At 43.8% G+C, this 22,786-nt stretch carries 25 protein-coding genes and 1 tRNA gene; 9 read left to right on the top strand and 17 right to left on the bottom strand.

Features of this window, described 5'->3' with window-relative positions:
- The first annotated feature begins 49 nt into the window (after positions 1 to 49).
- A complete protein-coding gene (locus G3570_RS14410; protein WP_165143527.1) occupies positions 50 to 814 on the top strand; it encodes a hypothetical protein in 765 nt (254 codons plus the stop codon).
- A gap of 87 nt (positions 815 to 901) precedes the next feature.
- On the opposite strand, the gene G3570_RS14405 is transcribed toward G3570_RS14410, so the two are convergent.
- Entirely contained in the window at positions 902 to 1,378 is a 477-nt protein-coding gene (locus tag G3570_RS14405; protein WP_165143526.1) for a hypothetical protein, read from the bottom strand.
- A gap of 603 nt (positions 1,379 to 1,981) precedes the next feature.
- Entirely contained in the window at positions 1,982 to 3,952 is a 1,971-nt protein-coding gene (locus tag G3570_RS14400; protein ID WP_165143525.1) for a copper amine oxidase, read from the bottom strand.
- A 699-nt stretch (positions 3,953 to 4,651) separates the two neighbouring features.
- Here G3570_RS14400 and G3570_RS14395 point away from each other — a divergent pair.
- Positions 4,652 to 5,140: a hypothetical protein gene (locus tag G3570_RS14395; RefSeq protein WP_165143524.1), complete on the top strand. Its 489-nt coding sequence runs from the start codon at positions 4,652 to 4,654 to the stop codon at positions 5,138 to 5,140.
- Between the two features lie 577 nt (positions 5,141 to 5,717).
- Here the strand turns inward: G3570_RS14395 and G3570_RS14390 are convergent.
- Positions 5,718 to 5,791: transfer RNA gene (locus G3570_RS14390), tRNA-Asp, on the bottom strand.
- 214 nt (positions 5,792 to 6,005) lie between these two features.
- On the opposite strand from G3570_RS14390, the gene apaG reads away from it, so the two are divergent.
- On the top strand, positions 6,006 to 6,398 hold the full coding sequence (apaG, locus tag G3570_RS14385) for a Co2+/Mg2+ efflux protein ApaG (protein WP_165143523.1): 393 nt from the start codon (positions 6,006 to 6,008) through the stop codon (positions 6,396 to 6,398).
- 145 nt (positions 6,399 to 6,543) lie between these two features.
- Here apaG and G3570_RS14380 read toward each other — a convergent pair whose 3' ends face one another.
- Positions 6,544 to 7,095, bottom strand: coding sequence for a glutathione peroxidase (locus tag G3570_RS14380; protein ID WP_165143522.1), 552 nt, complete (start codon positions 7,093 to 7,095; stop codon positions 6,544 to 6,546).
- A gap of 36 nt (positions 7,096 to 7,131) precedes the next feature.
- Here G3570_RS14380 and G3570_RS14375 point away from each other — a divergent pair, with 36 nt between their 5' ends.
- Genes G3570_RS14375 through G3570_RS14365 form a run of 3 tightly spaced genes read left to right on the top strand, consistent with a single transcriptional unit; the run spans position 7,132 to position 8,980 of the window.
- The gene (locus G3570_RS14375) at positions 7,132 to 7,905 is read left to right on the top strand and encodes a hypothetical protein (RefSeq protein WP_165143521.1); all 774 of its coding nucleotides are present in this window, start codon (positions 7,132 to 7,134) and stop codon (positions 7,903 to 7,905) included.
- Between the two features lie 7 nt (positions 7,906 to 7,912).
- Positions 7,913 to 8,218, top strand: coding sequence for a hypothetical protein (locus G3570_RS14370; protein ID WP_165143520.1), 306 nt, complete (start codon positions 7,913 to 7,915; stop codon positions 8,216 to 8,218).
- Complete coding sequence (locus G3570_RS14365) at positions 8,219 to 8,980, top strand: MBL fold metallo-hydrolase (protein WP_165143519.1); 762 nt, start codon at positions 8,219 to 8,221, stop codon at positions 8,978 to 8,980. It abuts the gene before it with no gap.
- A gap of 49 nt (positions 8,981 to 9,029) precedes the next feature.
- Here G3570_RS14365 and G3570_RS14360 read toward each other — a convergent pair whose 3' ends face one another.
- The 10 genes from G3570_RS14360 to G3570_RS14315 all read right to left on the bottom strand — a co-directional run bounded on the left by G3570_RS14360 (position 9,030) and on the right by G3570_RS14315 (position 16,988).
- Positions 9,030 to 10,115 (bottom strand): mannose-1-phosphate guanylyltransferase, encoded by a 1,086-nt coding sequence (locus tag G3570_RS14360; protein WP_165143518.1) that lies wholly within the window; start codon positions 10,113 to 10,115, stop codon positions 9,030 to 9,032.
- Positions 10,116 to 10,199: 84 nt separating this feature from the next.
- Complete coding sequence (locus G3570_RS14355; RefSeq protein WP_165143517.1) at positions 10,200 to 10,577, bottom strand: GxxExxY protein; 378 nt, start codon at positions 10,575 to 10,577, stop codon at positions 10,200 to 10,202.
- 164 nt (positions 10,578 to 10,741) lie between these two features.
- Positions 10,742 to 11,833: a sensor histidine kinase gene (locus G3570_RS14350; protein ID WP_165143516.1), complete on the bottom strand. Its 1,092-nt coding sequence runs from the start codon at positions 11,831 to 11,833 to the stop codon at positions 10,742 to 10,744.
- Complete coding sequence (locus G3570_RS14345) at positions 11,830 to 12,510, bottom strand: response regulator (RefSeq protein ID WP_165143515.1); 681 nt, start codon at positions 12,508 to 12,510, stop codon at positions 11,830 to 11,832. The genes G3570_RS14350 and G3570_RS14345 overlap by 4 nt, the downstream gene beginning before the upstream one ends.
- A gap of 113 nt (positions 12,511 to 12,623) precedes the next feature.
- Positions 12,624 to 13,223: a Holliday junction branch migration protein RuvA gene (ruvA, locus tag G3570_RS14340; protein ID WP_165143514.1), complete on the bottom strand. Its 600-nt coding sequence runs from the start codon at positions 13,221 to 13,223 to the stop codon at positions 12,624 to 12,626.
- Between the two features lie 69 nt (positions 13,224 to 13,292).
- The gene (ruvC, locus tag G3570_RS14335; protein WP_165143513.1) at positions 13,293 to 13,874 is read right to left on the bottom strand and encodes a crossover junction endodeoxyribonuclease RuvC; all 582 of its coding nucleotides are present in this window, start codon (positions 13,872 to 13,874) and stop codon (positions 13,293 to 13,295) included.
- A gap of 280 nt (positions 13,875 to 14,154) precedes the next feature.
- A complete protein-coding gene (locus G3570_RS14330; protein WP_165143512.1) occupies positions 14,155 to 14,655 on the bottom strand; it encodes an ankyrin repeat domain-containing protein in 501 nt (166 codons plus the stop codon).
- 212 nt (positions 14,656 to 14,867) lie between these two features.
- Entirely contained in the window at positions 14,868 to 16,205 is a 1,338-nt protein-coding gene (locus G3570_RS14325) for an alanine/glycine:cation symporter family protein (RefSeq protein WP_165143511.1), read from the bottom strand.
- A gap of 67 nt (positions 16,206 to 16,272) precedes the next feature.
- Positions 16,273 to 16,743, bottom strand: a complete 471-nt coding sequence (locus tag G3570_RS14320; protein ID WP_165143510.1) for a DinB family protein — start codon at positions 16,741 to 16,743, stop codon at positions 16,273 to 16,275.
- Positions 16,744 to 16,751: 8 nt separating this feature from the next.
- Positions 16,752 to 16,988: a CDGSH iron-sulfur domain-containing protein gene (locus G3570_RS14315; protein ID WP_165143509.1), complete on the bottom strand. Its 237-nt coding sequence runs from the start codon at positions 16,986 to 16,988 to the stop codon at positions 16,752 to 16,754.
- 85 nt (positions 16,989 to 17,073) lie between these two features.
- On the opposite strand from G3570_RS14315, the gene G3570_RS14310 reads away from it, so the two are divergent.
- Positions 17,074 to 17,835 carry a type III pantothenate kinase gene (locus G3570_RS14310; RefSeq protein WP_165143508.1) on the top strand — a complete coding sequence of 254 codons (762 nt, stop codon included), beginning with the start codon at positions 17,074 to 17,076 and terminating at the stop codon, positions 17,833 to 17,835.
- Positions 17,836 to 18,353: 518 nt separating this feature from the next.
- Here G3570_RS14310 and G3570_RS14305 read toward each other — a convergent pair.
- A complete protein-coding gene (locus G3570_RS14305; RefSeq protein WP_165143507.1) occupies positions 18,354 to 19,031 on the bottom strand; it encodes a MarC family NAAT transporter in 678 nt (225 codons plus the stop codon).
- A gap of 127 nt (positions 19,032 to 19,158) precedes the next feature.
- On the opposite strand from G3570_RS14305, the gene G3570_RS14300 reads away from it, so the two are divergent.
- Both G3570_RS14300 and G3570_RS14295 read left to right on the top strand, forming a co-directional pair.
- Complete coding sequence (locus G3570_RS14300; RefSeq protein ID WP_165143506.1) at positions 19,159 to 19,632, top strand: GAF domain-containing protein; 474 nt, start codon at positions 19,159 to 19,161, stop codon at positions 19,630 to 19,632.
- A 54-nt stretch (positions 19,633 to 19,686) separates the two neighbouring features.
- Positions 19,687 to 20,058 carry a ferritin family protein gene (locus tag G3570_RS14295; RefSeq protein WP_165143505.1) on the top strand — a complete coding sequence of 124 codons (372 nt, stop codon included), beginning with the start codon at positions 19,687 to 19,689 and terminating at the stop codon, positions 20,056 to 20,058.
- 49 nt (positions 20,059 to 20,107) lie between these two features.
- On the opposite strand, the gene G3570_RS14290 is transcribed toward G3570_RS14295, so the two are convergent.
- Positions 20,108 to 20,869: an ABC transporter ATP-binding protein gene (locus tag G3570_RS14290; protein WP_165143504.1), complete on the bottom strand. Its 762-nt coding sequence runs from the start codon at positions 20,867 to 20,869 to the stop codon at positions 20,108 to 20,110.
- A gap of 243 nt (positions 20,870 to 21,112) precedes the next feature.
- Positions 21,113 to 22,663 carry a hypothetical protein gene (locus tag G3570_RS14285; RefSeq protein WP_165143503.1) on the bottom strand — a complete coding sequence of 517 codons (1,551 nt, stop codon included), beginning with the start codon at positions 22,661 to 22,663 and terminating at the stop codon, positions 21,113 to 21,115.
- Positions 22,664 to 22,786: the final 123 nt, after the last annotated feature.

Below are 22,786 nucleotides of genomic sequence, written 5' to 3'. Positions count from 1 at the left end.
CATCTTTTAGACTGTTACCCCACCAACATTAAATAAAAAGGGATGTATTATGGGTAACAAAAAACAACTAATAGCAGTACAATTGTTAAGTCTCCTTCTGTTTGGGGTGACGGTATTTGCGCAACAAAATCAAGACACAACTGCGGTTTATTACGTAGCAGATTACAATGTTGAATGGGAATCATTGATGGAATGGAATCAAATGTACCGGGACCATTCCGTACCTACACTCCAGGAACTGGAAGAAGAGGGTATCATCACAGGTTGGAGTGCCTGGATGCATAACACTGGGGGTGAGTACAACTGGCGTTTAGTTATTGGCAGCTCTGACTGGGATAACTATGATGAATTCTGGGATCGATATTTGTCAGGTTATCCGGAGGAAGTGATGGAGCAAAGTGGTGACATGCTTACAAGCCATAGAGACCAAATATGGGATGCAGCACTTGTTAGATATGCAGAAAATGTTGATGAAACCCAATATATCTATGAAGCTCTCTACCAGATAAAATTTTCTAACATGCCATCCTGGAACAGTACCATGCGTGAGAGGGAAGTACCTTTATGGGATTCGGCGCTCGAAAATGGTTTGATTAAGGGTTACGTCGTACTGGGACATAATACCGGAGATCGTTACAATCACGGAAGAGTATACTTATTCAGCGAATGGGATGATATGGATGACTTCACCGGATCTGTAATGGGAGAAATCCTTTCTGATGCAGAACTTTGGAATAGAATGGGTAGCATGATTGAAGCACACACCGATGCAATTTGGGAAAGAGTGCCAGACCAGGTGGAAGAATCCAATTAAAAAGAGGACTTACACAAAAAAGCCCCGGGTTTACCGGGGCTTTTTATATGTTTATTTTACCTAAGTACGCAGATCTAAGGATATTTGTCACCTGGAAAAGACCAACGTGCCTTCCCAAACATGATCTGTTTTTTCAGAAGGTTGCATCATTACCAGACTATGTGTGGTACCGGTACCTGTGACATTCTCAAACCTCCCGGTGCCCCCGGTAAATTCGAAGGGATCGTTGAATTCAAATACGTACCCCGGTTCGTTGGTTGGTAGAATCTTTCCTTCAGGGATATCGACATATAATATATCACCATTTGCTGCTATTAAATATCCCTCGGTAAATTCATTGGAATAATAGGGAATCGATTCATCTTCGGTAAGCATGCCGTCATCCAGTAGTTCGGTAGCATCAACACAAAAGGTGATTCGGATATGAAACCGGCCCAGGTGTGTAGCCTCACCGTACCCTTCCTGCACGTTATAAAATAAGGGCGGATCCCCACATTTTTCCTCGCTTTCAGGACCGGGTTGAATACCGCCACCTGTAAAAAAATCAGCGCGGAATGGTTTCACCAGTTGTCCGGATTCAGATCCGAACTGCTTGGTTTCCTTGAGAGATAAGTTGTCTTACGAGCTAATACTATTCAATCCGGTATCGCTACATGCAATCAATGCAAATGTGATCACAAATAAAACTGATAAGTTTATACATGATATGCCACATTCTTTCATAAGACGCCTCTTTATTTTGAGGTTGAATAATAAGAGGGGACTAACATCCGGCAGCCGGTAGAGAGGAATAGCAAATAGTTGCGTAAATGATCCGTATTACATATAAATCAATATAGAGAATATTGAGAAAATAGGTTTATAATTTTCAACTATTTAGGAGGTGAAAAAAGAGAAGTTCGTGTATTATTAATTAAATGTAGCCATCAAGAAATTCTTTATTTTTTTACCGGCTAGAGTAATATCAGGAACCTATCTCTGATATAGTACCGCTCACCGACACGGGAATAGCTGCGCCAATGACTTTGAAGGAAATCCCAAAATGGTTTTAGTTTTCCATAGAGAAAAAGGCCCGCAAAGTCTGGCAGGCCTTTTCTATGATCAATTAAATTCTAATACATGTTATCGTATTATTTGGATCAGTTTTCCTTTAAGGAAAACAATGTTTTAGTGAGTGCTTTTAGGCAAATCCAGGGCCGGGTTTCGATCGAAAAAATCAAAGGGTCTCAACTCAAATGAATGCCAGAGAACCGGCATCACAGGCCAGTCTTCGGCGCGGACCATATGATGCATAGACATGGTGTACCAGAGAACGATATCTTGATTTTCAATAGAACGATTTGCACTGGTCCACTTGGGTAAACCTTCTCCGGGTTCACTTAAAGTAGGAAATTCACCGGCAGCAAAATACTCATTTTTATTCCGGGGAGTTACCCACAAGTGATTATTTATAAAGCCGGCTCTTCTTCGCGGATAATCATCCTTGCTTAATTTAGTAAGTGCCGTAACGCCGGGCATTAATTGATAGCTGGTAGGATACCCGACATGGTTTTTGCGCGAGTTACTTATTACTCTCCAAAGTGCGGGGTTCTCTATTTTCTTAATTAGTTTGCCATCCCTTTCATTTTTAGCAACAGTTGATTCGCCCACCCAGACGCTTCTTCTGGGATGGTCTTCGGGGAGAATTTTAGTAGTCAACCGGTCTATTTGTAAGCTGTTATCGCTACCATCTACATCCATATCCAAGCGATAACTGAAATAGTGATCGTGGTTAACAGCAACAATATGCGGATCTACAAACCGCCCGTATGCATCATCTCGTGAATTTGAGGATAGAGCTTCCGTGGCATCTTTCTGAATGGTGGATTTGGCTTCAGCAATACCTGTAGCACCTGCACGAACCACTATAGAGCCGTCCTGCTGAAACACCCAGTCCAGAATATAGTCGTAATTACCAACAACAGCGGCAGCTCTAACAACGAGATCGCGTTTGACACGGCTTTCCGGTCCCATCGCACTACTGTTATGTCGCCAGGAGGGATCACCTGACTCCCGTTCAAAAATGGCTATCAAATTTGGGACATGTTTTGGCTGACCGTTATCGTGCATAAACAGGCCGTCCATGTAATAAGCATAATCCGGGGCATCAAGGCCCCGTAAAAGGGGATTGGTAAATCCACCGGCGGTATATTCGCCTAAGTCAATGAAGTTTCTGGGATACCAGTCAAAGGCGGGGTCCATATATGGGACAAATATTTCGGATAGAAAACCTTCATACATAATTCTCCGCTGATCGTTGTCATCACCATAGGTAATGGTTGACATCACCATACCAACACGATGGTCCGGGCGAACATGAAACCTCCATTTTTGCCACTCTACTTCATGCCCTTCAATCTCAAATCCTGAACCGTTGGGTTGATGAATAATTATTTTTCCAGGCACTTCCCGTATATTGGGTATGGAAGAAAAGTTAAAATCAATGTTTGTATCTGAAGCAGGTACTACTCCTTCATCAACTACACGCAACACTTCCATAGTATGCATATCTGCTACTACCGTCAGACCTTGAATATGACGTCCCCACCTGTTCCGAAACCCTCGTGGATCACTGGCGTGTCCGTGAGCAATGCGACGACCTACTTCTTCTTCAGTACCGAAATAACCGGGTGGGCCAAAAAAGATGTCTATCAAAGTGAGATCATCATATCCCCGCTTTTTCATCGCTGCAATAAAATCCGGGTGCTGTTTGGCTTTTGCGGACATCTTCCCAAACTCCTCTCCCAGCCAAGTCGGTTGTATTCCTACAAGTTTTTCCCAAGATGCTAATGTTCGATTTTTTGCATCTACCACAGCTTTATAAGTATCTGACCCCTGGTGAACTGTAGCATATACCATCCTTGGAATAGTATCGGTACCGTTCCAATTCCAAACATCCTGCTTATCCGGTGAAACTAAATTAATATGTGAAAAGCGGGTCTCTGCATCGAGATTACCGGCTTCCTGAAGCGTTTCAAGAACCGTCCAGTATTCCTGCCAGGTTAAAGGATCAAGCGGATGGGAGTTATTTTGCGCAGAGATATTTTGATAAGACGCCATCAATAAAAGAGACATTAACAGAACTGAAAGTGTTTTCATAGATTTATCATAAAGTTTAGCAGGCAAACAAAAATCCAGGATCTGCTCGCATGTTATTATTGCATGTAAGAGTTCAATCTTAGCCTAAATACACCCTCATTCTTTACACTTGTATTTAGCTTTTAATAGAAATGACTTTGTCAATATAGCTATAAACCAAATAATGACAACTATTTGATTGGTTCTTTTGCCGGGTAACAGCTATGAACTATTCTGCACCGATGACCGGTAGTTATTAAACTGTACCGGTTGACTGATTTTTTATTCCGCTTTAAAAGTAGATCCTACTGTAGGAGGGAACTCAGAATACACGGATAGATTTGCCTGGTTTAGGTGGCTGATAATTTGTACCTCACTTATTGTAACCGTTCGAATTGAGCCAATTGCAAAACCTGAACTGATCTCGTCCATTTTAACTGACAAATTCTGTTTTTGAACCTGAACTCCAGATGTGGCATTGAATTTAATTGGGGAAAGAATTTCAATAAAAGTCGATTTTGTGACGAATAAGAAACTTACTGAAGACTTTGGAGATAGGTGCATATCAACTTTATTCGAATACCCATTAGTATAAGGGTCACAAAACATTTGTAGCTAAAGTCCAAATGTTTTATAGTGAGATTAACTTCAAGAGAATTAATTGTCTTCTATAGCAGCTAATACCTACTCAATTATAAAATTTAGAGAGGAGGTTATGCTATGATTAAAAAGAGTTATCACCTAATACTTGTATCGTTTTTTGCTTTTGGTTTATTAGTAACTAATGATGCTTATTCACAAACTGTTGTTGAAAGAGAAACCATATCATTTTTTACTTTGATACCTTGCGCAAATAATGGGGTCGGTGAATTTGTCATAGCTGATAATGTACAATTGCAATTTGTATCAAAATTGACTTTGGATGCAAATGGTGGGGTACATATTAAATCTCATGTTCAGCCTCATCAATATTGGGATTTAATTGGACAAGAAACAGGCGATAGGTATCAGGCTACAGGCTTGACAGGTTCTACTACCAATTTTATTTCTAATGGCGAGTCATTCAACTACACATTTTATAATAATTTTAGAATTATCGGACCTGGAACAGGTAATAATTATTTACTCCATGTAAATTCCCATGTTACTATCAATGCAAATGGAGAAGTAACTATTGATGCAATTAACGCCAGTGTGAGCTGCAAATAGTTAAAAAATTTAGAGCGAGCTTGGATATCTCGCTCTAAATAATTTTTCAATTTATTGTAAAGCAACTTTTTAATTACAAAGTTGCTAATCTTTATTTTCTTGTTACTTATCCTATCCATTTTTCCGAGATCAATAATTATCACAAGACCTTTTCAATATCTTAACAGAACTAATTTCAATCTTTGAAATTGACGTTTCTAAGTTCTCTTAGATAGGAAGCTGACGAACAAAAAATTCCCCAAGCACAACTCATCGCTAGGGGAATTATTAAGTAAGTCATGCCAAACTTACTATTATCTTACATGGTATTATGACTATTCAATTTGAGATGGTTACAACAAAAAATAAAAAAACCGGCTATCTGAAAATAACAGGGGAATAAAGGAAGGATTATTTGGATAAAGAGTTTGTTTCTCACCAGCTAAGGTATGCCTGTTGAAAATAAAATTGGTTACTAAGGCGGGTTCTAAGCTATTCTGAATTTTGTTCCGAAAGTGAGAGATCCTCTTTCGAAACAATACACGTATGTATATAAAAAAGCCCTTAACTCTATGTGAGTTAAGGGCTTGTGGAGATGCGATCCGGAAGGGACTCGAACCCTCGACCTCCTGCGTGACAGGCAGGCGTTCTAACCAACTGAACTACCGGACCGTATTTTTAATATCTCGAGATTCAAACGTCAAATACCAAACAAATCTCAATTGATAAATATTTAAAATTTGTGATTAGGACCCGTTTGAATCAGAGCACCAAATATAACCACCTTACCACTCATATGTCAAGGAATAATTGAACCTTTTTTATTTCTATTTATTATGAAATTCGAATTTACTTAGTCGGGGAAAAATGTTATTTAGCCATCGTTATGTATCAACAGACTTTTATAGAAATATCGTACGACATCAGCGTGGAGGTTAAGCCGCTCTATTTGGAAGAGGAATCGAGTCCGGTTGCCGGCAAACATGTGTTTGCCTACTTCATAACCATACGGAATATGAGCGACCAACCGGTACAGCTGTTAAAGCGTCACTGGGAGATCAGCGATTCTATCGGTGAGCAGTATAATGTGGACGGCGACGGGGTTATTGGCAAGCAGCCGGTAATCGAACCGAATGGCGAACATAGCTACAACAGCTTTTGTGTGTTAAAGTCCTACAAGGGGAGCATGAAAGGCTACTACCTAATGGAGCGGGAAGACGGCACAGACATTAAAGTGCGCATACCTGAGTTTCGTCTGGTTTCGCACATGTTGAATTGATGTCAACTTTTACCTGATCTTTACTAAACTTTTGGAAGTTTAGTAAAGCCGTTGTTATACAGTGCATAAAAAAAGGAGGACCGTAAGTATCAGTTACGGCCCTCTGTCGGGATGGTGATGGGATGTATGTTAGGGATACATTAACTTAACTGTTTAATGCTTGTTCTATTGCATTAATCAGTTCATCACTCTGAGGTTTCACTTTGCTTCTAAATCGGTGTATCAAATTTCCTTTCTTGTCAACGAGGAACTTCTCAAAATTCCAGTTTATTTCACCGCTGAAATCAGGATTTTCACTTTTCGTCAGGTAATCAAACAGTGGATGAATATCGTCACCTTTAACGGATACCTTTGAAAACATTGGGAATCCTACGTCAAAGTTCACCCTACAAAACTGTTTAATTTCCTCGTCCGTTCCCGGTTCTTGTCCCCCAAAATTATTGGCAGGAAAACCCATCACTACAAGACCTTGATCTTTATACTCTTCATAAATAGCCTGCAGACCTTCGTACTGAGGGGTGTATCCACATTTTGAGGCCGTGTTGACGATTAAAAGTACCTTTCCTTCATAATTACTCAGGGGGGTTACTTCTCCGTCGATGTTCTCGGGTTCAAACTGGTAAACGGTACCATCATCCATTTGTGTTAGGCTTATTCCCATAAGAGATAGTATTATAAGTAGACCCAGAGATTTCATAGTTTATTTCCATCAATTAATGTGATACGTTCAGATATGAAATGTGAAAATTTAACACAGCATTCCCGTTTGCTCGAAAATAAAAATATATTTCTGACACTCCTGGTTTTTCTGGTATTTTTTGCCGCAGATGCTAAGGCCCAGATGTTTTCAGTGGGTGGTGAACCCGGTCGAATCGATATTCCCACCACGGGTATTTACCTGGGTCTGGAACCTATTGATTTTGAATACCAGGGAGGTGCCCTGGACGTGCCTGCAAACGAAGGACGTTTTGCTTTTTCAGGATCCCTGGTGCGCCTTCGACTGGAAACACCTGCGCTACAGTTTTTCCTGGCTACCGGCGGGCAGCTCACCGGCATTGATGATTTTTCTTACTTTGACGCGGGTGTGCAAGCCGGGTACAGTTTTTCTATTCTCAGGCAGAAACAGCTGACCATCCAGATTCCTTTTCAACTGGTTTCCAGCCTGACTTCGGTGAATTCGGATGAGAGTATCACCAACGCTACGCAATTTCGCCAGGGGGCCTTGGCAGCCGGACTCGGTGGTTTTATCGGTGTGCGTCCTTCCGAACGCGTCAGAATACAGGCGGGATTTGTACCGCATTACGGGTTTTCTTTTGCCACCGGAGGTACTTTTGGGGGTAGCCTTGCAAAACTTGACGGGAAGTTCAGATTGTTTCTCGATCGCGTATTCGGGGATACCGGGTTGAGCCTGGGCTACAATTACAAATTTAACCGGTTTGACGTTGATGAGAATGAATTTGATTATGACCTTACCTCTCACAGCATTCTGGTAGGTGTAACATTCTAATAGATGTATGAAATCTGAAAAACTGATTATTGAACTTGAGCAGCTCGTGGAACAGGCGGGCTACACCATTCGCAAGGAGCGTGGCACGTTTCGTGGTGACCATTGCATCATGGAAGGAGATATGTTAGTGGTGATGAATAAAAACAAACCTCTTCAGCAGCAGGTTGGCTTGTTGGCCCGCGTACTGCATGACAAGGAGCTGCAGGATATCTACATTAAACCGGCGGTTCGCAAGCATCTGGAAGAGCTGTGGGATCGTTTCGATCAGTTTGCTGAGAGTGAAATTGAAGAACTGGACATTGACCTGGATTAAATGAAGCTTACCTTTCTAGGAACAGGCACATCGATGGGCGTACCCGTAGCAGGAGGCTTCGGTTCGGAGCGGCTGAAGGGAGATCCCAGAGATATTCGCTGGCGCTGTTCGGCTTGGGTTGAAAGCGAGGAGAGTTCTATTGTTATCGATACCGGTCCTGAATTTCGCCTGCAAAGTATTCGTTCGGGGCTGGATACGGTAGACCTGGTGCTGATTACTCATGAACATATGGATCATATCGCGGGACTCGATGACCTTCGTCCGTTCTGCTACAAACAGAATCAAAGCATCCCGCTCTATACTACGGAGAAGGCTGCCGAAGCCATTCGTTCGCGTTTCGATTATATGTTCGGTCCCAATCGCTATCCCGGGTCAACCTCTTTGGATATTCATGTTCTGGAGCGAGCCACGGAATTCAGGGATGTGAATATTGTGCCGTTACCGGCTCATCATGGAAATGTCACGGTTATGGGCTTTCGGCTGAATGATATATCCTACCTTACCGATGTAAAGTCTATCCCGGACAGCACCAAGGATATAATCCGGGGTTCCAAACTGCTAGTTCTGAGCGGATTGAGGTGGGAGCCGGAACATCCCACACACCTGACGATTCCTGAAGCGGCCGAACTGGCGGAGGAGCTGGAGGTGCCGAAGACCTATCTAATTCACATGAACTCCTATGTTAATCATGAGGAGAGCAACAAGAAGCTGCCGGATCATGTTCAACTGGCTTATGATCAGCTTATAGTCGAGGTGGAATAGAACACGGGAACCGCGGATTTTGTATCAGCGTCATCTGTGTTCCATTGTATTAGAGATATTTTTCGAGGTCTTTGTTTGACTTGAGGGCTTCTACGATTTGTTTCACACCTTGGGATTCATCGAGATTGCATACCAGAATGGCATCTTCGGTTTCTACTACAGCCAGGTTCTCAACCCCTACCAGGGTGATCAGCTTTTTGTTCTCACTGTGCACTAGATTGTTTTCTGAGGATTCCAGAATGGCAGTATCTGACTGGATCACATTACCCTTTTCGTCTTTTTCGCGCAGATCGTAAACGGCGCGCCAGCTACCAACGTCATTCCAGCCGAATTCACCCGGTACCACGTACACGGTTTCGGCTTTTTCCATGATGCCGTAATCGATGGAGATGGAGGGGCAGTTCCGGTAAAAGTTGTTGATAGCTTCACCCTGCTCATTGGTACCCACGGCCGGTTCCAGTTCTTCCATCTGCTCGTATACTTCGGGGAGGTGTTTTTTAAACTGATTTGCAATTACTGCAGCTTTCCAGACAAACATCCCGCTGTTCCAGAGGAAGTTGCCCGAAAATATAAACTGACGGGCCGTTTTCAGATCGGGCTTCTCCCGGAACTGAACAACCTTTTTTACTTCGTGTCCTTTTACGGTTTCATCGGAGTCCTTGCTGAATTCTATATAGCCGTAGCCGGTTTCCGGTCGGTCGGGACGGATTCCGATAGTTATCAGGGCGTCGTCTTCGTCAGCCTTATGGGCCGCTGTTTCCAGGATAGTGATAAACTTTTCCGGATTCCCGATGCTGTGATCGGCAGGTAGCACTACCATGGTTGCTTCCGGATCTTTTTCCTGCAGCAGTGTGGCGGCTGATGCTACGCAAGGGGCCGTATTTCTTGCTACCGGTTCACCGATGATGTTTGACTCGGGCACATCGGGAAGCTGTTCCTTAACCAGCTGCATGTATCGCTCGTTGGTGATCACCCAGACTCGCTCTGGCGGAATTACCGGCTCAATGCGATCGACCGTCTCTTGGAGCATGGTCCGGTCACCGAATATTTTAAGAAACTGTTTGGGCTTTTCTTTAGTGCTTCGCGGCCAAAAACGAGTACCGGATCCTCCGGCCATAATTACAGCATGTAGCATAGATTCTATTGAATTTTGAGAATTAATTTAAATATAAGAAGAACTTTCACGCAAAGGGCGCTAAGTATGCGCAAAGATATGGATTTACAAATTGTTTACAATTCGGTGAATACCGTCCTTTAAATATCGGCTATTAAAATTGATAAGCAGAGCCAACTTTAGTCCAGCCAGTTTTAAATAGGTTAAGGTTTGAGCAAAATGAACCGGAGCAAGTTTTTCAATGGATTTCAGTTCAATGATGACTTTATGATCTATCATCAGATCAATCCGATAACCAATATCCATTTGGATCTCTTTATAAATCATTGGCATGGGTAATTGTCTTTGAACAACGAAACCTGATTTAATTAAATCATAGGCAAGAGCCTCTTCATAGGCAGACTCCAGTAAGCCCGGCCCTAAAGTAGAATGCAATTGCAGGGCGACACCAATAATCTTATAAGATAACTCATTTTCATTCATCCTCTTCTCAGAATTCTTTGCGTATACTTAGCGCTCTTTGCGTGACTTAATGTTCTCTAAGAATATCTTGACTAGAGATGGGCTGGCTCAAAAATTAAATAATCACATAAACCCATTAATTAAAAACTTTACCTTTAGCCGAAGTTATACAATTGATTCCATTCTCAGTCAATTGTGTCCGAAACTGGGCTGCGCTGAACTTTTGTGAGGGTAAAACTGAAGGTAGATCCTACGCCGGGTGTGCTTTCAATAAAAAACTTCTCACCGTGTGCTTCCATGATATGCTTTACAATGGCCAGGCCAAGTCCGGTACCGCCTTTTTCCCGCGAGCGTGATTTGTCAACCCGGAAAAATCGTTCGGTGACCCGGTCAATATACTGCTGGTCAATACCAATGCCGGTATCTTGAATGTAAACGAGTATCCGGTTTTTATCCTTCGAAAATGGTTTAGTGCCTACCGTAACCGTACCGCCTGAACGGTTATATTTGATGGCATTTTCGACGAGATTGATCAACACCTGCTTGATCTGATTGCGATCGGCATGAACCAGGATGTTTTTACCGATATCCTCCAATTCTATTTCAACGTTCTCTTTTTGCGCCTTGTACTGCAGGCTTTCAACCACATCCTTGATCAGGTTACCTACATAAATATCCTGAATTTCTGATTTCAGCTCACCGGTTTCCAGCTTGGAAATCTCCATCAAGTCTTTGGTGAGGAAGGTTAGGCGGTTCACATTGCGCATCGCTTTTTTCAGGAACTGGCGGTTCACCTCTTCATCCTCGATGGCCCCATTAAGCAGGGTTTCAATAAATCCTTGGATGGCAAAGATGGGTGTTTTAAGCTCATGAGAGATATCACCGATGAACTCCTTGCGATAGTTTTCAATGCGGTTCAGCCGCTGTATCTCACGCTCCACCGTTTTACTGGCTCGTACCGATTGCGTAATCAAATAGTCCAATTCATCCTTATGGTCGGTGGAGAGGTTTTCATAATCCTCGAACCGCTTTCGGGCGATATTGCGGGTGATCCGATTCAGCTGTTCAAGACGTGAGAACTGAATTTTATAAATAACCCAATAGGCAATAATAGAGGTGATTACGGCGAGAGCAGCCATAAAAATGAGGGCATTCGAAAGCGGAATGCTAAAAAAAAAGTAGGAGAGCAGTCCGCCGGCTATTCCCACCGGTATTGCTGAGATCAGCGCACTGCGAACCGCAAGCCTGGAGTTCCGTTTAACTGGATTTTTAATCATTCCTTAAAGCGATATCCTACTCCTTTCACAGTTTCAATATACTCATCGCCCAATTTCTCCCGGATCTTTCGAACATGAACGTCAATGGTTCTGTCCACTACATAGATATTATCACCCCAAACCTGGTTGAGCAGGGTCTGACGATCCATCACCTTGCCCTTTCGGCTGGCCAGGAAATAAAGCAGTTCAAACTCCTTGCGTGGCAGCTGAAATTCTTCCTCGTCCTGCGTTACAATGTAGCGATCTTTGTCGATGACCAGGTCATGCACTTCAAGCCTGTTTCCGAAATCCTCATTATCCTCAAATCGCCGGAGTACAGCCTTGATACGTGATATCAATTTGGTTGTACTGATGGGTTTTGTGATGTAGTCATCTCCTCCCTTATTGAGTCCCTCTACTTCGGTCTTCTCGTCTCCCCGGGCAGTCAGGAAAATTATTGGGATTCGTTTCAGTTCTTCATCATTGCGAATCACTTCTACCGCTTCAAGCCCGTCCATCTTGGGCATCATGATATCCAGCAGGACGAGGTCCGGCATATGCTTGCGGGCCATCTTTATCCCTTCTTTTCCGTCCTCGGCTTTCAGTACGTCAAAGCCCTCTTTTTTGAGATTGTATTCTATTAAGTCAAGGAGGTCTTGTTCGTCATCAACAACCAGAATTGTTTTTTGTTCAGCCACAGGAAAAGAAATTAATTGGGTACAACTATAATAAACGAAAAAATAAGCTCTATTTCGTCACCATAGTACGAATTGCATGTTCCAACTTAAACCCAAGGTACATTAAATAATTGTTATCTCTTGAGCTGGGAAAGGGCATTTTTTATGAGGAGTTGCACGTCGCCTCCTGCATCATTTTCCCGTGCGGCGGCAACCACTGCTTTCTCAGCATCCCGTTTTTTAAAGCCGAGAGACTCCAGGGCCGATATGGCTTCGTCCTTCAGATTTCCGGAAACAGAACCGGAGGGTGCGGTTCCCGCGGTAGTGGCTATTTCACCAATCTTATCTTTAAGTTCCAGAATCATACGCTCAGCGGTTTTTTTACCTATCCCCGATATTTGAGAAAGGGCCGTTTTATCGGCCTGAACGATAGCCTGTATAATATCGGGAGCCGGGAGGCCGGAGAGTATTTTTAGGCCCAGTTTCGGCCCGACACCTTTTACACCGTTCAGCAATTCAAAGAGCTCTTTCTCGTCGGAAGAGAAAAATCCGAATAAGCGCTGATCGTTATCTGTGATGTGGTGGTGAATCAACAACTTCAGGTCTTTGCCCTCTGCCGGGAGCTGGTCGAAGGTCTGGCTGGATATTTCAACTTCGTAGCCGACATCATGCACATCAACTATGATGGCTTCGGATGCTTTCTTGGCAAGAGTACCTTTCAGATATGCAATCATGTTTTTGTCACTTAGATATTTCTGCTACGTGTATCGAGGTGTTGCCTGCTGTAATAAAAGGTTTCAATTTCAATCCCTGACCCGGTCCGGATTATTGGCTACAAATGATTCCCAGCTGCCTTTGCTATTATTCTGATGAAGTTTCTGTCCGGAAGAAGGTACTTGATTTTCAAGCGAGTTATATTTCATGAGATGACACCAGGCCACGGCAAGGGCGTCGGTGGCATCCTTGGAGAGCTTCTCCTCGGGAAGGGTAACCATCTTGCGAAGCATAAAGGCAACCTGATCTTTGCTGGCGTTACCGTTTCCGGTGATGGATTTCTTCACCTCTTTGGGATAGTACTCTTTTACAGAGATACCATTGTTTGTGATGGCCAGGATGGCAGCAGCTTGGGCTCTTCCCAGTTTCAGCATGGCCAGAGGATCCACCCCATAGACCGGCGTTTCCACGGCACAGGAAGTAGGATTAAACGATTTAATGATATCGGTTACCTTTTCAAAAATATGCTGTAATCGATCGGAGTGATCATCGAGATGGGCCAGTTTTATCACGTCACACCTCAAGGCTACCAGCTTGCCGTTTTCTTCCGTGAGAATAGAGTAGCCGGTATTTCTGGAACCCGGATCAATTCCTAAAATAAGGTCTGGCATCTGTAAGAGTTTGGATAAATATTTATGGTAATATAAAGGATTGGGTCTATGAATCCATAAATATAAAAAACCCCAGATCGAATCCAATCGAACTGGGGCTGAGGTTATCTATGCTAAGATTTAATAGCTGTGTCTTGGGGAACAATCAGCTTGTCAAGCTCTTAAATAATGTCTTTATGTAAAGCGTATTTCATTGCTGCGTTAAATCTATATTACTATACGTTGGCAACTTCTATTTATTGTATACGCCTTTAGACATTTAATGATGACTGTACCGGTTTTAGGAGGTAGTTCGTGTCAGTTCTCCATCCCCTTTCAATGCATCCTGTTCAGCATCCAACAGCTGACGGTATACATTGTCATGCCCGTAGGCTATGGCAAAGCGTGAAGCGCGAATACCGTTATGGTTTTGGATCAATGGATCGGCATTATGCTGCAGGAGCCTGTCTACCACATGAGCATGGCCGTATTTGGCTGCAATCATGAGGGCGGTTGCGCCGGCACTGTTGGTGATGTTGGGATTTGCATTATTATCCAGCAATGCATCTACGACCAGCTTGTCGCCTATTTTAGCGGCAACCATGAGAGCGGTATTTTTACTTTGATCCATCTGGTCGATATCCATTCCATTGTTAATCATCGATTCCAGAGAGTAGTGATCGCTGCTGCGAACGGATTCGAACAGCTCGGTATCCTGTGCCTGAATGGTAAGCGGCAGAGCTGCAAAAGCAGCTATTAACATTGCGGTGACTATTTTAAACGCTTGTTTTTTGTTGATCATAATAAGACCTCCATATTGAGTTATTAGGCTGGTAGGAGATACGGAGATTGTTGCGCCGGGATTGAAAAATGTGACGAGCAGAGCTTTGTCGTGTTGAGCCGGATGTGCAGATGGGAAAGACGGAAACTAATATTTTTAAGTGCAAACAAACCGGCTAAGTATTTTGCAACACACGGTGAAACCCCTGATCATAAAATCAAGGATAACGGCAATTATTTATAAATCTTGAAGGTATCCATCCGTGAGAAGTAGTCTCGTGCGGCATCCATCACCTTGGGTGCCAGCAGAAGGGCTACCGTCATTGTAGGAATTGCCATGACGGCGTACATACCGTCGATAAGGTTAATTACGGCGGATATAGTTGTCACCGATCCAAATATAATGGAGATGACGTAGAAGTAGTTATAATACTTCTGTTTGTCAGCTCCCACCAGGAATCCGAAACACTTGGTTCCGTAATAGGAGTAGGTGAATAGGGAACTGAAGGCAAAGACTGCTACGCAGAGAATTAACAGGTAGGGTCCTGTGGGGCCGAGGGCTTCTCCGAAAGCGGCTGCGGTAAGAGCGATTCCATTCTCATCGCCGGTTCTCCAGACGCCGGTAACCAGAATGGAAAGGGCAGTCAGTGTACAAACCAGCAAGGTGTCAATAGCAGGACCCATCATGGCAACCAAGCCCTCCCGGATCGGTTCTTTGGTTTTTGCGGCGCCATGGGCCAGGGTAGCGGTACCGATCCCTGCCTCATTGGAGAAAGCAGCGCGCTTGAATCCTGTGATGATAATCTGGCCGACTGCTCCGCCAAGTGCTGCCTGGGCCGTGAAGGCATCAGTCACAATGAGTTTCAGGTATTGGGGCAGTACGTCTATATGGATGCCGAGTATCACAAATACGATACCCATATAGAGAATCACCATCGCCGGAACCATCCGTGAAGCAACCTTACCGATACGCTTTATGCCGCCGAAAATGACCAGGGAAACGATTGCCAGTATGATCAAACCGGTAATGAGATCTCCGGTAAAATGCGCCTGTTCGGTAACCCAACCGTTTGGTATGTAGACAATTTCTCGCAGTGCCTGGGTAAGCTGGTTGGCCTGGAATATGGGAAGCGGACCGAATAGTCCCGCAATGGCAAAAAGCACAGCAAGCGGCTTCCATTTCCGGCCTAGCCCTTCCACAATCATGTACATGGTTCCGCCTTGTATGTGTCCTTCGCTATCTTTACCGCGATACATTATCGACAGGGTACAGGTAAAAAATTTAGTGGCAATGCCCAGGAAGGCGCTTACCCACATCCAAAAAACGGCACCCGGTCCGCCCATAGCAATAGCAACAGCCACACCGCTGATATTACCCAGTCCCACAGTGGCTGCCAGGGCACTGGCAAGCGCTTGGAAGTGATTGATATCACCCGGGTCATCAGGGTCATCATATTTACCCCTTAGTACCTGTATGGCGTGACCGAAATATCGAAAAGGTGTAAACCTGGAATAGACCATGAAAAAGAGTCCGCCCCCGCATAGCAAAATGACCAGCGGGGTGCCCCACATGAAACTTGAAAAAGCTGCTAAGATACTTTCTAGGGTTTCCAGAGTACTGTCCTGTTAATTGAAAATGTCAGTGGTGCATTCGTGTAAAGTAGATGAAATCAGTTGGCGGCGGGTCGATATCTGACTTCCTGAACAGGGTAGCTATCTGGGCACGATGGTGCTGTCCGTGAATGATAACATGGTAAAGTATATCCGATAGCTTGGTTTCGTAGGAGTCACCCTTTGTATTTTGATAGGAAATGAGAATATCGGGATCATCTTGGTGCTTAGACAACAATTCGTCCCATTTGTCAGGCATGGAGTTGTATATGTTTTCACATTTCTCCAGGTCGATTTCGGGCCATAGGTTCAGGTGATCAGAACTTTTGCTAACTGTCCGCAGGTACCATATCTGCTGGGTATTGAGCAGGTGTCCAAGCAGATGAAGGGCCTCTTGGTATTTATCGAGATCCGGATTTTCCCTCAGAACTTCCATCATATGCCGCGTAGCCCAGACATCGAATCTGAATAGGCGCTTAAGACGTGTGGTGGCATCCATTTTTATACCTACAGCTCTTTATGGGTGCCATCACAGAAAGGGGCATTGTCGGAATGCTTGCACCCGCACCAGGCAACACGCTTGGATTCTTCAACCTGTTCGATAATTGGCTTGAATTCCGAACCTTTATGGGAACCGTCGCAATAAGGCTGATTATCAGATTGGCCGCAAGCACACCATGCATATGTGCCGGCATCTATTTCCATTACAAATGGTTTCGTCTGTGCTATGTTCGGGTCACCCATATAGTTTTGTCTTTGATTCAAATTTTCGCATCCTTAGCATAGCAGGTTAGCGTAAATAATCCAAATAGACACAGGAAGTAATTACATGTTTTTAGCAGTTGATGCAGGTAACAGCAACATTGTGCTGGGTATCTATGACGGTGGAGAGTGGATACAGGTTTGGAGAATTGAAACGGAAAAAGATAAAGGTAGCGATGACTACCGCGCGATTTTTCTTTCCCATTTTGAACAGGCTGATATTCCATTGGAAACCATCAGCGGGGTGATGATAGCCAGCGTGGTACCGCACCTGACGGATCATTTGCAAAATGCCCTGCATGAGTTGACAGGGATTATGCCCCTCATTTTAGGTCACCATACAGATTCGGGTATATCCCTGGAGGCTGATAACCCTAAAGAGATTGGTCCGGACCTGATTGCCGGGGCTGTGGGCGCGTACCACTCCACTCAGGATACCTGCATTGTTGTGGACTTTGGGACGGCCACTACCCTCGTTGCGGTTGAACAGCCCGGTAGGCTTACGGGAGGGGTGATCTGTGCCGGACTTAAGATTACCATTGATGCCTTGATTGGTAGGACGGCTCTGCTGGGAGATATCCCGCTCAGGGTTCCTTCAAAGGTATTGGCAACAGATACTGTAGGTGCTATGCAGAGCGGATTGATCAGGGGACATGCCTGTATGGTAGAGGGGTTGATCAATAAAATAAAGGAAGAGATCGGTCAGGCGCAGGTCGTAGCCACCGGCGGGCTTGCCGAAACACTGGCTCCCTATATCGAAAGTTTCGATAGGGTGGATCCACTGCTGACGTTGGATGGGATGAGGATGATTTATGACAGAAGGGAGTAGTGAGAAGGTCAAAGGGAAGAGAATTGGGAATTCAGAATTCAGAATTCAGGAGTTTGAATTTCTCTGTTTCCGGCGCTCTGCTCCGGAAACAATGGATGGGGCAGTGATCCTCCCAGTGGTGTTTTTTTAAATAGCTACTTGCAATGGAACACTGATGCCTCGAATGATACGAATTAGCGCGGATTGATTGTAGATTTCCAGTTATGAAAATCAATTAAAGCTTGTTTTTTTCTTAGAAAAGAAGATCCCCTGTNTCAGAATTCAGAATTCAGGAGTTTGAATTTCTCTGTTTCCGGCGCTCTGCTCCGGAAACAATGGATGGGGCAGTGATCCTCCCAGTGGTGTTTTTTTAAATAGCTACTTGCAATGGAACACTGATGCCTCGAATGATACGAATTAGCGCGGATTGATTGTAGATTTCCAGTTATGAAAATCAATTAAAGCTTGTTTTTTTCTTAGAAAAGAAGATCCCCTGTTCCAGTATCCAGTATCCAGTATCCAGTATCCAGCATCCAGCCCTATCCTATCCCAAAATACCTGGAAATGCCATTGAGGATAAATTGAACGGCAATAGCCATGGCGATAAAGCCCATCATGCGGGTGACGGCACTCATGCCGGAAGGTCCGATGTATCGGGCTGAAATGGGGGCTAGACGAAGTATGAGATACGAGATCAGGGCCACTATTGCGATTGCCACCGTAACCATTAGCAGATCGAAAAAACCTTCAGCCTGAGATGCCAGACCGATGACAACGGCTATGCTACCGGGACCTGAGAGCATGGGCATGGCCATCGGCGTGAAAGAAATGTCATCCTTCTCCTTGGCTGCCTCACGATCTACCTCCGAAAGCTTACGACCTGGATCTTCAGGGCTCAACATGGATACAGCAGCGCGCATAATAATGAGTCCTCCCGCGATACGGATGCCAGGCAGACTGATGCCGAAAAAGCTCATGATGTAGGTCCCGCCAAACAGGAAGATGGTCAGCACCATGAACATATAAAAGGAAGATTTCCTGGCGATATTCGATCGCTCAGCATCGGTATTCTCCTCGGTCAAGGATACAAATACCGGCATGGCCGCCAGTGGATTCGCGACTGAGATGATTGAGGTAAATGCAGCAAGCAGGAACGTTGTTGTTCCTACAAAATAGCTGGAAAGTGGAACGGATTCTTTAATAAATTCTTCAAACATAGGCGCAAAGATAGGAAAGTATTGATGACAATTTAAAGACCACAGAAATTAATTATGATGCTTTCCAAACGATAAATTAAACCGTAGATTTAAAGCTTTGGAACTTACCATATTAAATAGTGAAATAATGAAAACGGCAGACAAAATCTCCTACAGTGAACTCATTGACAGAACCAAAAATATCGTTTCGGGTGAAGGGACTCGCGATGAAAAGCTGAATCAAGTTTGCAGCATGCTGGAAGAGCATGTGGAGATATTTGATTGGGTTGGTTTCTACCTGGTCGATCCGGATGCGGACCGTGAGCTGGTGCTGGGTCCTTATGTAGGCGAGGAGACGGATCACACCCGGATTCCGTTTGGAAAGGGTATTTGCGGCCAGGCTGCCAATTCATTGGAGACATTTGTAGTTCAGGATGTCAGCAAAGAGGATAACTACCTGGCATGCAGCATGGAAGTACAGGCTGAAATTGTGATACCGGTCATGAAAAACGACACCTTTGTGGCCGAGCTGGATATTGATTCGCATACGAAAAACTCTATTTCGGAAGAACACCGGGAGATGCTGGAAGAGATTTGTGATATTGTTTCGAAGCTTTTTTAATACATTAAAAGTCGGGCTACAATTAGGCCTGTAAACCTAGTTAAACAGAGTGATATGTCTTTTGAATTAAACAATGAAAAAGCGACGGATGTTCTGATATGGTGGGTTGAGGGAGCTGACGGAAGTATTGACTATAGGGAAGAAGAAACCGTTAAGAAAGTTATCGAGGATGTTAACTATAGTCTGGAAACATTTTACCAGGAGACCCTGATGCACCTGGGAGGATTGAGTACCGAGAATCTGAAAGAGCTTGTTGAAGATGCCGTTGAGTGGGGGGCTGATCATTTTGACGAGCATCGCAAACAGCGAACCGTCGCCCTGCTGTATGTCATAGCGGAATGCAATGGAACAATTACCGATGAGCAACAGGAAAAGATCGATAAGGTCAAAGAAGCCTTCGGTGTTGAAGATCCGGAAGATTTTTGATCTGTAGTCGGGGTTATGGTCGAGATAGCGAACTTGTTAGCCTCTGAAACTACAGCCAACTTAGCACATCGTACTTAGGTTTTTCCACTTCTATATAGCTTTCAAATATTTCATTGAGACTGGAATCTTTCTGCAGCTCTCTCCGGCTTTCTGAGTCGAGGTAGGCGATGATTTTTCCCTTATGTAGAATAGCGATATCATTACAAAGGTTCTCCACGATCTCCAATATGTGACTGGTAATGATAATCGTTTTTCCTTTTTGTTGAAGGTGTTTAAGGATAGCCTTCATCCTGCCGATGGAAATGACGTCTATGCTTTCAAAAGGTTCGTCCAGGAATAAAATCTCCGGCTCAGAGAGAATGGCGGCACAGAAGGAGAGCTTTTTACGACTGCCGGATGATAGCTTATTGATTTTGGCGTGTTCGAATTCGGTAAGTCCGAGATAATCCAGCAGGGAAGAAATTTTTTCAGCTCGCCCCTCCTCCCGGATCTCATAAATATCACAGATATAATTCAGGAAATCGTGACTGGTGAAATGCTCAAACAGCAACGGTGGCTGAAGCACCGAGGCAACCTGTTGTTTGATTTCCAGCTCATTTCCTTCGTTCAATTCCAATCCATTTATCAGTATCTCTCCACGGCTATAATCCAGCAGCCCCGTCAAAATGCCTATTAGCGTACTTTTACCGGCACCGTTCGGACCAATGAGTCCGAAGATGTTTCCGGTCGGTACCTCAAGCTGAAGGTCGGAAAGAACCTCCTTGGACTCGTAGGTTTTGCTAAGATGTTTTATTTCTATGGCACTCTTCATCAGAGCCAATTAATTGGTTTACGTAAAAAATGGTGCTGGTCATGAAAAGCATCATTCATGAGCAGTGATAAATTGCTGAACCCCGAAAAAATAGTATCTGAACTACCTTAAGACCCTAAGCAAACAGTTTAATAAATATGATAAAATCTATAGCAATATAAAATTAAGTCAATTAACCTTTTCTAAATCTGTTGTATTGACTAATAATGGACTGCTGAATGTACGCAACCTTTTGGTGAAAGGTCAGTGCTCTTTCCAGATCTGCATTAATATTTTATTATTGAAAGCATTGACAAGCACCTCCATATTTTGCCAGAGATAAATTACAATAGCGCCGATCAAAGCAGTCATAACCCATAGGCGGTAGAGTTCAAAATCCCCCAGCGGGACAAAGATGGTATATCCCAGCCCGAAAATAAGGAAGGTCATCATAAAGGTAACTTTCTGGGATACAATGGGATGTTTGAAGCTGAATGAGGTGTAGCTTGCTTTCTGGAAGTAGTAGAATGACGACCAGAGGAAAACAATCATGAAACAGAGAAAGAAAAAGGTATTGGCAATATAGATGCCGAAAACCGTACCGAGCTGGGGAAGATATACGATCTCTCCGATGGTTATGAGGTAGAAAATGAACAAGGGGACGGTAATGATACCCAGAAAGCGTTCTTTTAGCTGTTTCTCAAAAGAAAGTGGAAATTGTTTGTGTAGTAAAAATTCCCGATGCTCGTACCCGTACATATTAGCCATCCCCATGGCAAGCAGGGCAACCGGTATGGCTGCCAGCATGGTAGGGATGAGAATGGCACTTAGGTAATCGTTCTCGATATAAAGCAACAGCGGTACATATATGGCCGGAATTAACAGGATAGTCAGTGCCTGCAAGCGATTGTAAGGATGGGAAATCACATAGTAGTAAAACTTGCCCGCGTTGATGCCCAACCACTTACGCAGGAAAATCCACAGCCTGTTTTTTTGCTTCTTGAGCTTCTGGTTGACCGGTGACTGAAGGCCCTCTTTGGTTTTAAAAAAGTGATCCCGGAATATCAGAAAGACCAGCAGTGCACAGAAACCGTAAATTGCAGAGGCTGTGGCCAGATTATAATCCTTAGTAGCGGAAGACAGGAGCAGTCCGCCGGGAAGATACTCAAGAAAGCCGTTTATGCTTGACAGGCTGGGGAGGTAGCTGCTTAAAACCCGTGTGGATTGCCGGGAAATGATAGCAATAGCCTGAAAAGTACCAAACAGCAGGAAAATGGTACTGAATACTATAAGCTTAAAGCGCTTTTCTACTATCTTTAAAAACCTGTGTTTAAAAGAGTATATAATGGCGTAGTTGAGCAATACCACGATGATGACTACCGGTATATACATCACGTGCTTGATCTGCAGCAGTAGAAAAGCAGTCCATGTAAAATTATAGATGATGTTCAACGGGTGAAAGAATCCGATCAAGTTCAGGTGCCATGCCAGTTTATTAACCGGGTAGCCGAATGAGAGCAGCTTGCGGTTTTCTTCCATGTTAAGCAGCCGTGTGCTTGTAAAGGAAAAGTGCAGGATCCATAAAATGTTGGCAAAAACCAGCAGTATCAGGTAATGTATCTCCGGTGTAAGCCATGGCAGTTCCTTAAGTACCATCGGATTCTTATCAAAAAGGACGATGACCAGGGCGCTACCAAGCAGATTGGAGAATAATATCAGCAGAAAGATGATATAGCCGATCACTAATACCGTCTGGAATTTTGACAGACGAGACAGGAAAGAAGACCAGTTTAAAAGTATCAGTTTTCGAAGCATGTGCTATATTTGAATCAAGCCTGAAATTATACTACCAAAGATAGTCCTGTAAATGGATGATTCCAGCTTATTAATTAATTTATTCTCAATGATTTTAGGGCAGTTTGAACTCGCGGAAGCTGT

The sequence above is a fragment of the Halalkalibaculum roseum genome (assembly GCF_011059145.1).
Lineage (GTDB): Bacteria > Bacteroidota > Rhodothermia > Balneolales > Balneolaceae > Halalkalibaculum > Halalkalibaculum roseum.
Note: the sequence above shows the minus strand (reverse complement) of the source record. Positions and strands in the feature narration are given on the sequence as shown.